Raw genomic sequence first — 14271 nt, forward strand, 5'->3', positions numbered from 1 at the left:
TATAAAAAGAAAACAAAAAAGGTGAGGTTGAAATTAAAGTTGAAATTAAGATTAGAAAAATACTTAGTTGAATGTGGTGTATGTAGTAGACGAAAAATTAAAAAAGCTATTGCTGAAGGTAGAGTAACTGTTAATGGTGCTATTGAAGTAAATGATGCAACCGAAGTTGAATGGAATATAGATATTATTACTTTTGACGGGCTTATTCCTGAGAAAAAAGAATTAAAATATTATATCATGTACAAAACTTCAGGATATATTACAGCTATGTGGGATGACAATAAAAAAACTGTTGCTGAACTTTTACCTGATTATATTAATAAAAATTCTGTTGCCCCAGTTGGAAGATTAGATAAAGATACAGAGGGATTATTACTTTTCACAAGTGATGGTGATTTAAGCCATGCTATGGCACACCCCGATAGAAATATGGAGAAAACTTATTATGTTGAACTTGATAAAGATATTTCAAAAGATGATATCATCTCTTTAGAATCAGGTGTTAAATTAGATACTGATTATACATCTCTACCTAGTAAAGTGGAATATATATCTTCAAAAAGTATTTACTTAACAATTACAGAGGGAAAATATCATCAGGTAAAAAAAATGCTTAAGGCTGTAAAAAATAAAGTTGTATATTTAAAAAGAGTTACTTTTGGAAATCTTACTTTAGAAGGTATGCTTCCTGGTGAAGTAAAAGAGATATCTCGAGAAGATATAGAAATTTAAAAAAACTGGAGAAATTTTTCTCCAGTTTTTTTTTATCCTACTACTAAATATGTTAAAAATGATGATACTGCAATTATTAATCCTATTGCAGATTCATAAGGTATTAATTTTAATCTTTCTTCTAGACTCATATTGCTTGCACCACAAGTACTATGAAAAAACGATCCGTGTGGAAGATGATCTAAAACTGTAGACCCTGAATTTACCATCGCAGCTCCCCATACAGCACTTACTCCTGCAGCTAAAATAGCTCCTGAGAATGTTGCTGAAGCTATTGTTGCTCCCGCTGTTGTTGAAGCTGTTGCTCCTGACATCAAAGCCCCTGCTATTGGTGCTATTAAATGTTCATTAATATGAGTTTTCTCTAAAACAGAAAGAATTACATCTTTTAATGTCGAATTTTTTATAATCCCCGCTACTGTTCCTGTACCAACTAATAAGATTGCTACTCCTGACATTTTTTGTAACCCATACTCCATCGATTCTTTTAATTTTTTTGTTTTACCCATGATAATTATTCCAACTAATCCTCCAACAGGTAAAGCTATTAAAGGATCAATATTTATTCCTGCTATTGGTCTTAATGATAAAAGTAAAATTGTTACAACTGGACCTATTATACTTCCAAAAAAACTAGGTAAATCAGTCTTTTCTTCTACGTTTTCTACATCTAAAACCTTTTCTCCTTTTTCAACTAAAAGATTAGCTATAAAAACAGTCGCTATTAATCCAATTATTGCAGGTACTATATTTACCCACATAACTGATGATAACGAAGCTCCAAAATTCTCTGCTGCTGATATTGTATTTGGATTTGGAGAGATTATATTTCCACATTTTCCTCCACCTACCATAGCTAGTAACATTGACATTTTTGACATTTTTAATTTTCTTGCAATAGCTAATGCTATTGGAGAAACTGTTATTACTGCAACGTCTACAAATACACCTATTGATGTTAAAATAAGAGCTGATAAAGCCAATGCTAAAATAGCTCTTTTTTCACCTAAAGTATCTATTATTGTTTCTGCTATTTTTGTTGCTGCTTCTGTTTTTATCAAAATCCCAGCTAAAACTCCAGCTGTCAAAATTCTAACTATAGCTGGAGTTACATCTTTTACTCCACTTATCATCAGATTAACAGTTTCAGAAAGTGAAACCCCACCTATTATTCCACCTAATATCGCTCCTAAAATTAAACTATATGCTGGATTTGCTTTTCTAATAATTAATATTATTGCTATTACCAAACCTAATACTGCCCCTATTGCTGTCATTTTACCCTCCTAATTACTTTGAATATTTTTTTTCACAAACTTTTATTAATCTAAATATTTCTTCTGCATTTCCTTTTACAAATTTATGGGCTGTCTCTTTTTTCATAGCTTCTTCTAATGTAATTGGATAATTTATTATTGAAAAGAAACTATCTATTCCTTTTTCATGAGTTTGTGAAGCTTCATCTGTTAATCCTCCTGCTAATGCTATAACTGGTATATTAAACTTCTTAGCTATCTTTGAAACGCCAACTGGAGCTTTTCCCATAGCTGTTTGATGATCCAGCCTTCCCTCTCCTGTTATAACAAAATCTGCATTTGAAAGTTCTTTTTCTAAGCCAACTTTTTCTAAAATCATATCTATTCCTGGAGCTAATTCTCCTTTTAAGAATGCTACTAATCCTCCACCTAATCCTCCTGCTGCTCCAGAACCAGAAAGATTAGAGATATCTATTCCTAACTCTTTTTTTATAACTTCAGATAAATCTTTTAATCCTTTATCCAACTCTTTTACCATCTCTTCTGTTGCACCTTTTTGTCTTGAGTATATCTCGGCTGCTCCTTTTGATCCATAAAAAGGATTGTCAACATCACAAGCTACTAAAAATTTACATTCATTCAGCTGAGACATTTTCATCGAAGAATCTATGTATTTAACTTTAGATAAAATTTCTCCACCATAACCTAGTTCTTTTCTATTTTCATCTAAAAACTTAAACCCTAATGCTTGTAACATTCCAAGACCTGCATCGTTTGTAGCACTTCCACCAATTCCTATTATAAATTCACGACACCCTTTTAAAATTGCATCTTTTATTAATTCACCTGTTCCGTAAGTTGTAGCTTTCATTGGATTTCTTCTTTCTAAGCTTAACAATGGTAATCCAGATGCTTCCGCCATTTCTATTACAGCTGTTTCATCTCCCATTATTCCATATGTTGCCTCTATTTTCTCCATTAGTGGATTATTAACAATAACTTTTATTAATTTTCCAGCTGTTCCTTCAACTAAAGAAGATACAGTTCCTTCTCCACCATCAGCTATAGGAACTTTAACTATTTCTACTTCTGGATAAACTTTTTTTACTCCTTGTTCTATTGCTTCTCCCAACTCTGCTGAACTTAAACTTCCTTTGAATGAATCAATTGCAATTACTACTTTCATTTTTTTCCTCCTAATTTATATTTTTTTATTTTAGAACGTAAAATTTATTGCTCAAAGACTCCCAAATCTTTGTTATCTATTAATAACTCCACTCTCAAATCTTCTTGTAAGTATGCATATTTATCTACAAACCATTTTACTAACTCTTCATCTCTTTCAACTTCAGTTCCATTATTTATAAAAATATTTATTGTTATACTTTTAAAATATTTCAATCCTAATTCAATATCATTTTGAATCATCTCTTTCGTTTGACCTTTAACACAAATTAAAAGACAAATCGAATATAATTTATCACTCAAATCTTCTAAATCTATTTTTGTTAATTTAAAGTTTTTTCCATATGAATTAATTCTAAATTCATCATCAAAGGTTTCCATTCCCATTCTAAATCTAATATCTACACCTTTAAAAAAATCTTTTATTTCATCTAATCTATTTTTATAACCATAATAAATTTCAAAATAAATTAACTTAATCTTCTTTTTTTTCACAACTTCTCTAATTCTTTCTAATGTTGATTCTGGTAATTCAAATACTGATCCTGAGTTTATAATTTCTAAAGCTCCAAATTCTCCTGTTACTTCTTCTAACGTTACTTTATTAACCCGATCTATTTCTTCTAAATTTGTTGAATTATCCTCTATATAATTACAAAATTTACACTTTCCATATTTACATGGTAATCCTTTTAATAATACAATCTCTCTTTTATTTTTATTTTCAATTTTACTATATCTAATTCCCATTTTTTCTCCTTACTTAAATATAGAAAAGAGCAGGAAAAAATCCTGCTCAATCCCTTTATAATTAGTTGTTAAATTTTGGTGCTGCTTCTTTTTTTATCATAGCTACAAAATTTTCTAACGACATAGATTCCTGGTTTTGAGAACCAATTCTTCTAATATTCACTTCTCTATTTTCTACTTCACTTTTACCAATGATTAATTGAACTGGTATTTTATATTTTCCATTTGCTTCTCTTATTTTATATCCAATAGATTCAGCTCTTGTATCCATTTCAACTCTAATTCCTTCTGATTTTAATATAGCTACTAACTCTTTTGCATAAGGAATTACTTCGTCATTTATAGTTAATACTTTAACTTGACATGGTGCTAACCAAGTAGGGAATGCTCCTGCATAGTGCTCTATTAAAATACCCATAAATCTTTCTAGTGAACCATAAACAACTCTATGAATCATTACTGGTCTATGCTTTTCTCCATCTTCTCCTATATAAGAAACATCAAATCTCTCAGGTAAGTTAAAGTCCAATTGAATAGTTCCACATTGCCAAGTTCTTCCAATAGCATCTTTTATTTTAAAGTCTAATTTAGGACCATAAAAAGCTCCATCTCCTGGATTTAGTTTGTAGTTTCTTCCTAATTTTTTTAGAGCTCCTTCCAAAGCTGATTCAGCCTTATCCCAAATCTCTTTAGAGCCAATAGCTTTTTCTGGTCTTGTTGATAATTCAATTGAATATTCAAATCCAAATAATCCTCTATAGAATTTATCAATTAAGTTTACTACTCCTACAATTTCATCTTCAATTTGATCTGGCGTCATAAATATATGTGCATCATCTTGAGTAAAGTTTCTTACTCTCATAAGTCCATGAAGAGCTCCTGAAAACTCGTGTCTATGAACTATTCCTAACTCACCAGCTCTTATTGGCAAATCTTTGTATGAATGCTTTCCATGTTTATAAACTAAAATTCCACCTGGACAATTCATAGGTTTTATAGCGAATTCACCCTGATCTATTTCTGAAGTATACATATGTTCTCTATAGTTCATCCAATGACCAGATGTTTCCCAAAGCTCTTTGTTTAACATAATTGGAGTTTGTATCATTTCATATCCAGCTTTTTCATGTTCTTTTCTCCATAGATCAGTTAAAACATTTCTCATTTTCATACCATTCGGTAAAAAGAATGGGAATCCTGGCCCAAAATCACTTGTAAAGAATAAATCTAACTCTTTACCTAATCTTCTATGATCTCTTTTTTCTGCTTCTTCTAAAAACTTTAAATGTGCTTTTAGTTCATGCTCAGTTGCAAATGCAAAACCATAGATTCTTTGTAACATCTTGTTATTAGAATCCCCTCTCCAATATGCACCCGCTACTGATTTCAGTTTAAAAGCTTTTAAATAAGATGTAGATGGTACGTGTGGTCCTCTACACAAGTCTATAAAATCGCCTTGCTTATAAAATGTTAACATTTCATTAGCTGGAATACTTTCTATTATCTCTACTTTATAAGTTTCACCTAAGTTCTTAAAGTGCTCTATAGCCTCTTCTCTAACCATCTCTATTCTTTCAATTTTTATATTTTCTTTTACAATCTTTTTCATTTCAAGTTCAATATTTTGTATATCTTCATCTGTAAATTGATTTTCAGGATCAAAATCATAATAGAATCCATTTTCAATTGAAGGTCCTATAGCTACCTTTGTTCCTGGAAATAATCTTGTAACTGCTTGTCCTAATAAATGAGCAGTTGAATGTTTTATGATCTCTTCTCCCTTCTCACTCTCGGGAGTTATTATTTCAATATCAGCATCTCTATCTAATAAGTAGCTCATATCTACTTCTTTTCCATCTACTTTTGCTCCTATAGCTTTTTTAGCTAAAGAATTACTTATTGATTTTGCAATTTCAAACATGTTCACACTGTTTTCAAATTCTTTTATATCTCCGCTTGGTAATGTTATTCTCATTTCTCTCTCCTCTTTTCAAATAATTATATTAATCCTCTAAATCATCTATTTTTATTCCATTAAATAGATATGTATCAGGGGACGTCTTTTTATCTTTATCAGTTGATGCTCCTAATCCAAATATATTGGCATTTGGGAATGTTAACAATCTAAATTGAAGTGCCATACTCCATTCATAATCTTTTGTTTTATATGAATAATCTCTTTCATAAGCAACAGCCCATTCATAGTACCCAAACTCTTTTCCTAACTCTACACCAAATCCATCAAAAGCACTTCTTCCATTTTCTCCTGACTCTCCATCTAATTGATCATAGAATTTAACATATGCTTTTGTTCTCCATCCTTCACTTGGTTTTCCAATTTTTGCATTTAAACTAAATTCATGCTCTCTTTCTGTATCTTTCCAAGTACTTAAATTGCTATAATCTCCGAAAGCTGATTTTTGATTATAGATATATCCCAATCCTATTCTATTATAAGAATAGAATAATCTTCCTTCTAATTCTTCTAAAGATTTTAAATAATCTCCAGTTTCTTCATATCTTTTATCGTTTCTTTGCATCATAAGTGATGTATTAAATCCTCTTTTGTAATCACCAAAATAAGTTCTATCATCTACAATTCTATTTAGATTAAATGTTTTAACTCTAGAATTTTCTCTATCTTCTAAAACTTGTCTTATTCTATCTATTTCAACTTGTGATAGTTGATCTGGTGTTTTTTTATATTCAGAAGCTGCATATGAAACTAACTCTGTATCTGTAAATCTTTTATCTTTATAAGTATAAGATAAATAAACTACATCTGAGTTATAGTTTGATAACGAACTATTCCATTCTCCAGCATTTTTATAATCTTCATAACTAGCCCTGTATAGATGTTCTACATCTCCACCTACCGAGTATGATACCGAGTATGTTCTATTCTTAGTATCTATTACTTTAGAACTTACTTCTTCTCTTTCATCTCTACCTTGAATATATTCTAAGTTTAACTTATTTTTACCAAAGTCATATGTATATCCATAAACATCTTCTCTAATTTTTTCTTCAGCATCACTTATTTTATCAATATTCCATATGCTCGATTCTATTCTACGATTTTTATAATAAAAATTATTATTACTATATCTATAATTTGTTCCGTAGTTTTGAAGTGTTAAATCATTATGATTCTCTTTTTCTGTATTAATATCTGTGAACCTCTTATCTAAACCATAGTTTAGACCAAAACTATTTTCATCATCAATCAAGAACTCTAAATTTTGATTTAAAATCTCACCTTTTTTATTATCATTACTTGCTCTTTTAACATCTTTGTAATCAACTGTATAGATAGTTTGTGTATTTCCTAAATCAAATGTTAACATATCTGATACTTCATTTACATTTTCTTTATGGAACATTCTTCTATCACTCATCATCTTAGAATCAGAGCTATAAGAATAATCTTGATACATATATGTAAATCTATTATTTAAAGCTAAGTCTGTAGATCTATTTTTATTATCACTATTATCAAACAATGTCATATCATGTGCAAATCCAGCTCTAATTCTCGTCGATTTATCATCTGTTGATAGCTCTTTTGATTTTTCATCGTCATAGCCTTTATCATACTGATCAAATCTAAGGTTTCCATACAACTCTAAATCTCCCAAAGTTCCTAAAGCTAGCTTCTCATTAGATAATCCTACTTCATAGAAATCTGATTCATTTCTATAAACTCTATATGCTTCTCTATCTAGAATTCTATCAGAGTCACTATAAATATTATAAATTCCTTCTCTATCCCAGATTTCCTCTTTCGTATTACCACCAGCTACAGTAAATTTATAGTTATCATAAATAAAATCTATGTAACCTCTATTTTCTATAGTTCTATTGTAAATTATATTTTCGTATCTATTATATTGAGTATCTCTATAGTTGCTAGTTTTTCCTTCGATCAAAGCTGTTTTTCTAAATTGATCACTTTGAAGATTTAACTTATACTCAAACTCACTATAATCGTATCCAACTTTATAGAACAAATTCTTATATAGATGATACTCCCCAAGTGAAGTTTTTAAATCTTTACTATCATAGATATCATACTGTGAAACTGTCCAAGGAGTATAGTCAAACTCTATTCCATAGAATCCTTCTCTATTTAACTTACTAAAATTAGGGTCTCTTTCCCAAGAGTTTAGTTCTCTAAATTTATCTCCTGATTTATCATCATAAGAAAGTGAAATTTTATTCTCTTTGTCATTAAAGTTAAATCCAAAATTTTCTGCTCTAGATTGCAAATCCTTTTTCGTAGAACCAGGATCCATATCATAAAGATAATTATAATAAGCTCCCATTGAATATCTATCATTCTCTTTATTTATTGAAACATCACTACTTAAATCATAATCTGCTGATGATCCATAATCCATATCATCAAGCTGCTCAGCTACTATTACTCCATATGTTTCTTTATCTGAAACTAAATTTAGTTTCGCTTTTAAAGTTATATCTCCATCGCTCCCTAAATTTGTAAGCTCTGTATCTAGATTATAAAATCCTAAATTTCCACCTTTATTTGGCACATCATCTACATATTGCCAATCTTCATTTTTCTTTCCACCAAAATAATTATCAATTCCGTCATCTAAAGTTGAAATCATATTATATGTTGAATTTTGATAGTTTAAATTTAAGAATCCATACTCTCCTGAGTAGTTATGATTATAATTTGTATCCCATCTATTAAAGTTTCTTTCTATTTCATCTTCATCTGCTTTTTTATGTATAAGCCAATCGTTCACATTCAATTGTCCACTTCCATAACTACCTAAATCATACCAATTTTCCATTCTCCCAATTAAAAGTCCAATTCTATCTCCAAATTTCGGAGATATTCCACCTTTAAATTTACTATCTTTATCACCCCATAAAACTCCTGAAGTTATATACCAACCATAGTCATCATCAGAACCCCAACTTGGAAATAGAGGTACCTCTGATCCTTGCCTTATATTAAATCTATACCATGGCAATGAAAATGGAATTATATCAGTTTGGCCTATTAATAAATTTGTATTTTTAAAAGTTACCTGCTTATCAGCTTCTATTACTATAGTATCTGATTGTAAATGATATCCAACTTCTGCAGGATTTCTAGTTTCAATAATTTTGGGATCTGTAGTAAACCATGCGTCTCTTAAATAAGTTTTTCCATCTAAGTATTCAGTTTTGTTTCCGCCAAAATATATTCTATCATTTGGTTTTTCAGCTCCTGTTACTTGACCTATTTCTAGATAACCAAAACTCTTTCCAAAATTACCTATATTTTTTTCAGTGTCAAACTCTCCATTTGATGAATCAATTTTTAATTTTCCTGTAGGCTCATCAACCTCTAAGAAAAATTCCCCTGGAACATAAGCTTTATTTTTATCTCTATCTACTCTAACTTCAAAAGCTTTTAACTTTAATGATCCATATCTAACATTTACTCCATCTATTGAAGTCATAGTATTGGAGTTTAAATCTATATCAACTTCGTTTTGTATATCTTCAGAATTTTGTATTTCTGCTTTTAAATTTGTGACAGCGACAACCATTAAAGCTAAAATTAAATAGATTTTTCTTTTCATCAGCCCTCCCATCTTCACTTTTATATTGAGTTCAATTATACCATAAAACAAAAAAGGTTGCCACTAGCAGCAACCCTTTTATTTATTATTTTAGTAAGAATTTAATTTTTCTAAAAGCTCTGATTTTTGTCTTAATCCAACAATTTGATCTACTTTAATTCCATCTTTAAAAACAATCATTGTCGGAATACTTCTTATTCCATAGTCTCCAGCTAAATCTCCACTCTCATCTACATTTATTTTACATATTTTAGCTATTGTGTCTTCTGATAACTCCTCTAAAATTGGAGCTAACATTTTACAAGGTCCGCACCAATCAGCCCAGAAATCAACTAAAACTATTCCTTTAGATTCTGTTACTTCATTTTTGAAATTTGAATTGTTTAAACTTAATACTTTTCCCATTTTAACCTCCTCAAGATGGAGAACACTCCCTTAAATATATTTGTACTTTAACATAAACGACTCTATTTTGTCAATTTTAATTTGTTATCTATTTATAGAAGCTTTTTAATATATTTCCTTTTTTCTCTTTATCTTTTAAAGATTTAATAAGTAAGGCTCCTTTTTCGACATCGCCTATTAAAATTCCAGAAGTTATTTCACCATCTTTAAAATTTAATCTTTTATATGATAGCTCTTCTGATGAAGTTTCTGAAATAAAATCTCCACTTTCTAAAATACCACCTACTGAAAATATCTTTGTTCCTGCACCTTCAAAAGTCACAGGTTGAATTTTATCTTCGTATTTTTCATCTATTCCTATTGAATTTAATCCTGCTATTTTCCCTTGGTCAGACGAAACCTGCCAAAGACCGATTACATTTCCTTTATATTCTGCAACATCTCCACATGCATATATAAATTCTTCTGATGTTTTCATCTTCTCATCTACTACAATACCTCTATTAATTTTTATTCCAGCAGAATGAGCCAACTCTTTATTTGGTATTATTCCAGAACTTATTATAACAACATCTGTCTTAATCAATTCACCACTGTCTAAGTATATTCCTTCTACCATTTCAGTTCCTGTAAATCTTTCTGCTTTAGAGTTTTTATATAATTTTATCTCACTATTACTTATACAAGTTTCAAATAATTTTGATCCTTCTTCATCAAGCTGTCTCGGTAATATTCTTTGCATCATTTCAATTACAGATACATCCATCCCTAATTTTTGAAGTCCACAAGCTGATTCTAATCCTAAAACTCCACCACCTATAACTACTGCTTTTCTTTTTCCAATACAATATTTTTTTATTTTATCAATATCTTTTTCATTTCTAACTGTAAAAATACCATCTAAGTGTGAATTCCCTATACTTGGGACCATTGATCTTGCTCCAGTAGCAATTATCAATTTATCATAGTTTATATAGTCACCATCTGAAGTTCTAATTTTTTTATCTGTTGTCACAATATTTTCAATAGTAACATTTAGCTTTATATTGATATTCTTGTCTTTATACCAATTTTCTGGCTTAACTAAAAACTTAGTTCTAGATATCTCTTCACCTATCATTTCTGATAAAAGAGTTCTGTAATAAGGATATTCTTTTTCATCTGATAAAATTGTTATTTTTGATTCTTCACTTCGTTCTCTAATTATTTTGGCAGCTGACAAAGCAGCTATTCCTCCACCAATTATTATTATATTTTCTTTATTTACTACCTTTTCTAACTTTGTTTCCAAAGAAGAAGGTATAAAAAATTCTTTCCCTACTCCACAAGCTGGGCATATATCTGGTGCATCTATTTGAGTATATGATTGCCCACAAACACTACAAGTCCATTTCATAACTTTTTTATCTGGATTTAAATTTTCAATTCTAAAACTATGTTTTTTTTCTGGAATTGTTTTTAAAATCATATGTTTTGCATACTCTCTTCCAAATTGAAATGCTAAATCTAAGTCTTTACGTGAAGCTCTAAAATTAACTTTAAATCCATCAATAACATTCATTCTTAATTGGTTCAATCTATCTATTATATTCTGAACAGCTTCTCCACTCCATCCATAGCTTCCAAATGCTGATACATATTTCCCTCCATGAACAATCGGATTTAATGATGCTAATAAATCCCATATTATTGGAAGCGTATCTCCATTTATAGTACAACTTCCAAATATTATTCCATCTGCCCAAAGAAATTCTCTTAAAATCTCTCCCTCTAACTTAGGAAAATTTTGTACATCTAAATCATACATTTTTACTTCAATTGTGCTGTTATAATCTTTAATTCCTTTCTCTATTTCACAAGCCAACTCTCTTGTATATCCATAAGATGTCACATATGGTATTATTACACTTTTAAATTCATTTGGATTTTTTACTGTTGACCAATTTTTATATGTTTCTAGAATTTTCTCTATATCAATATCTAAAATAGGACCATGACCTGGAAGAATCATTTCTAATTTCAAACCTTTAATTTTCTCGATGCCTTCTAACACATATTTTCTAAATGGTGAAAATATGGACATGTAATAATATCTTAATGCAACTTTATAGTCTTTTTGTTTTTCTACTGGTAGTTTTGAAATTAAAAGTTCTTCAAAACTATAATGAGATCCAAATGAATCGCAAGTAACTAATATTTTATCCTCTTCTATATATGTATACATAGAATCTGGCCAATGTAAAAATGGAGCCATTATAAATTTAAGAGTTTTATTTCCTAAAGATATTATATCTCCTTGGTCAACAACTATATAAGCAAAATCCTTGTTTAGTATTTCTTTTAAAAATTGAATCGTATTTTTAGAACCTACAACTTTCGCATTAGGAGCTAAGTCTAAAAGTTTTCCAACAGATCCTGAATGATCCGGTTCTGTATGGTTTAAAACTATATAATCTATAGACTTTATATCATCTATACATGTTTTTAGTCTTTCTAAAAATTCTGGAAATTTCACCTCTTTTACTGTTTCAAAAAGAGCTGTTTTCTTATCACCCTTTACTAAATATGAGTTGTAAGTTGTTCCAAATTCTGTTTCCATTATTACATCAAATACTTTTAAATCTGGATTTAAAGAACCTACCCAATGGATATCTTTTTTTAGTTTAAACGATTTCATTCTTCACCTCACTTTTTCTATTTAGCTTCTTTTTCTCTTTCAGCTTGTGATTTTGTTACATAATATGGTTCTAGAGTGAATAAGTTATCCTCTTTAATTACTGCTAGTTCAGCCAATAATGAAGCTCTTGATACATTTAATGATTTCTTAATAAAAATTGCCTTTTCACCCAGTCTATTTTTTATTAATTCCTCGTAAACAATAGCTCCATCTCCAACAAAAACAGTCGCCTCTTCTACAGAAATCAATATATTTTCTAAATCTTCAGCCATATAATCACCATCTAAAACAAACGCATCTTCATGCTTCCTATATACTCCACAAAAAACTCTTTCCTTTCTGGCATCTAACATAGAGATTACTTTTTTATCTCCAGTGTATATTTGAGCTAATAAATCTAGTTCATTTATTCCTGCTATTGGTTTTTTTAATGCATATGCTAAACCTTTTGCTAAACCTACACCTATTCTTATTCCTGTAAATGATCCTGGTCCTGTACTTACAGCTATTTTATCCACAGATTTTTTATCTACTGAGCTTAATTTAAATAAAGTATCTATTGTTGTCATTGTTATTGCAGAATGATTCTGCTTCACATTTAAAGTTATCTCTCCAACCATTCCTATTTTGTCATCATACAAAGCTACCGTCCCTATATTTGTAGATGTATCAATTGCTAAAATCAACATACTTTAACATCTCCTCCTCTTTTTCTTTATCTCCTATATATTGTAAATCTAAAGCTCTTACCTCTAAATCATCATCTACTAAAGAATATTGAAATTCTATTTTTATATATTTTTTAGGTAGTTCGCTCTCTATTATATTTGCCCACTCTATTAATGCAACTCCATCATTGTTTATATAGTCTTCATATCCTATTTCATAAATTTCTTCTGAACTTCCAAGTCTATAAACATCAAAGTGATACAATGGTAGTCTTCCATCTAAATATTCTAATACATAATTAAATGTTGGACTTTTTAAATTTTCTTCTATTCCTAATTCTTTTGCAAAATTTTTAGTAAATGTTGTTTTTCCTGTTCCTAAATCACCTATCAATGCTACTACTGTATTTGGTGAAACATAATTTGCTAATTTTTTTGCTAATCTATTTATCTCTTCAAACGTTAATACTTTCTTCATAAAAAACTCACCTACCCTTGGATTTTATTAACTATATTCGTTGTTGATTTCCCTTCTACAAAACCTAAAATTCTAACTTCTCCACCATTTTTTTCTACAATTTTAGTTTCGGGTAAATCATCTTTAGTATAGTCTCCTCCTTTTACATGTATCGATGGCTTTAGATCATCTAAAAGCTCACAAGGAGTATCCTCTTCAAATATAACTGTATAATCAACTGCTTTTAGTCCACAAAGCATTTCTGCTCTATCCATCTCTCCATTTATTGGTCTTGATTCGCCTTTTAATCTCCTTACTGAAGCATCTGAATTTACTCCAACAATTAATATATCTCCCTGTTTTTTTGCTTCATTTAAATAAGTTAAGTGTCCTACATGTAAAATATCAAAACAACCATTTGTAAATACTACTTTTTTATTTTGCTTTTTTAATTCTTCTATCAACTCTTGTGCTATAGCTCTTTTTAAAATCATACCTTTCTCTCCTGTAACCTTAATTTTATTTTTATTATACCATAATT

General features: G+C 29.6%; 11 protein-coding genes. 1 reads left to right on the forward strand and 10 read right to left on the reverse strand.

Annotation, left to right across the window (positions count from 1 at the left end):
* Positions 1–39 precede the first annotated feature (39 nt).
* Positions 40–732, forward strand: a complete 693-nt coding sequence (locus ACRCZX_RS04965) for a pseudouridine synthase (protein ID WP_438581823.1) — start codon at positions 40–42, stop codon at positions 730–732.
* Between the two features lie 32 nt (positions 733–764).
* Here the strand turns inward: ACRCZX_RS04965 and ACRCZX_RS04970 are convergent, their stop codons facing one another.
* The 10 genes from ACRCZX_RS04970 to rfaE2 form a co-directional block, all read right to left on the reverse strand.
* Positions 765–2009: a GntP family permease gene (locus ACRCZX_RS04970; RefSeq protein ID WP_438581824.1), complete on the reverse strand. Its 1245-nt coding sequence runs from the start codon at positions 2007–2009 to the stop codon at positions 765–767.
* Positions 2010–2022: 13 nt separating this feature from the next.
* On the reverse strand, positions 2023–3174 hold the full coding sequence (locus ACRCZX_RS04975; protein ID WP_438581825.1) for a glycerate kinase family protein: 1152 nt from the start codon (positions 3172–3174) through the stop codon (positions 2023–2025).
* A gap of 44 nt (positions 3175–3218) precedes the next feature.
* The gene (locus ACRCZX_RS04980) at positions 3219–3923 is read right to left on the reverse strand and encodes a radical SAM protein (RefSeq protein ID WP_438581826.1); all 705 of its coding nucleotides are present in this window, start codon (positions 3921–3923) and stop codon (positions 3219–3221) included.
* Between the two features lie 61 nt (positions 3924–3984).
* Entirely contained in the window at positions 3985–5898 is a 1914-nt protein-coding gene (gene thrS, locus ACRCZX_RS04985) for a threonine--tRNA ligase (protein WP_438581827.1), read from the reverse strand.
* 28 nt (positions 5899–5926) lie between these two features.
* Positions 5927–9523 carry a hypothetical protein gene (locus ACRCZX_RS04990; protein WP_438581828.1) on the reverse strand — a complete coding sequence of 1199 codons (3597 nt, stop codon included), beginning with the start codon at positions 9521–9523 and terminating at the stop codon, positions 5927–5929.
* Positions 9524–9613: 90 nt separating this feature from the next.
* Positions 9614–9928 carry a thioredoxin gene (trxA, locus tag ACRCZX_RS04995; RefSeq protein WP_438581829.1) on the reverse strand — a complete coding sequence of 105 codons (315 nt, stop codon included), beginning with the start codon at positions 9926–9928 and terminating at the stop codon, positions 9614–9616.
* A gap of 88 nt (positions 9929–10016) precedes the next feature.
* Positions 10017–12605 (reverse strand): FAD-dependent oxidoreductase, encoded by a 2589-nt coding sequence (locus ACRCZX_RS05000; protein ID WP_438581830.1) that lies wholly within the window; start codon positions 12603–12605, stop codon positions 10017–10019.
* 17 nt (positions 12606–12622) lie between these two features.
* Positions 12623–13294, reverse strand: a complete 672-nt coding sequence (tsaB, locus tag ACRCZX_RS05005) for a tRNA (adenosine(37)-N6)-threonylcarbamoyltransferase complex dimerization subunit type 1 TsaB (protein ID WP_438581831.1) — start codon at positions 13292–13294, stop codon at positions 12623–12625.
* The gene (tsaE, locus tag ACRCZX_RS05010; RefSeq protein WP_438581832.1) at positions 13275–13751 is read right to left on the reverse strand and encodes a tRNA (adenosine(37)-N6)-threonylcarbamoyltransferase complex ATPase subunit type 1 TsaE; all 477 of its coding nucleotides are present in this window, start codon (positions 13749–13751) and stop codon (positions 13275–13277) included. The genes tsaB and tsaE overlap by 20 nt, the downstream gene beginning before the upstream one ends.
* Before the next feature lie 11 nt (positions 13752–13762).
* A complete protein-coding gene (rfaE2, locus tag ACRCZX_RS05015) occupies positions 13763–14224 on the reverse strand; it encodes a D-glycero-beta-D-manno-heptose 1-phosphate adenylyltransferase (RefSeq protein WP_438581833.1) in 462 nt (153 codons plus the stop codon).
* Positions 14225–14271 lie beyond the last annotated feature (47 nt).

The organism is Cetobacterium sp. (assembly GCF_051658645.1).
Classification (GTDB): Bacteria; Fusobacteriota; Fusobacteriia; order Fusobacteriales; family Fusobacteriaceae; genus Cetobacterium_A.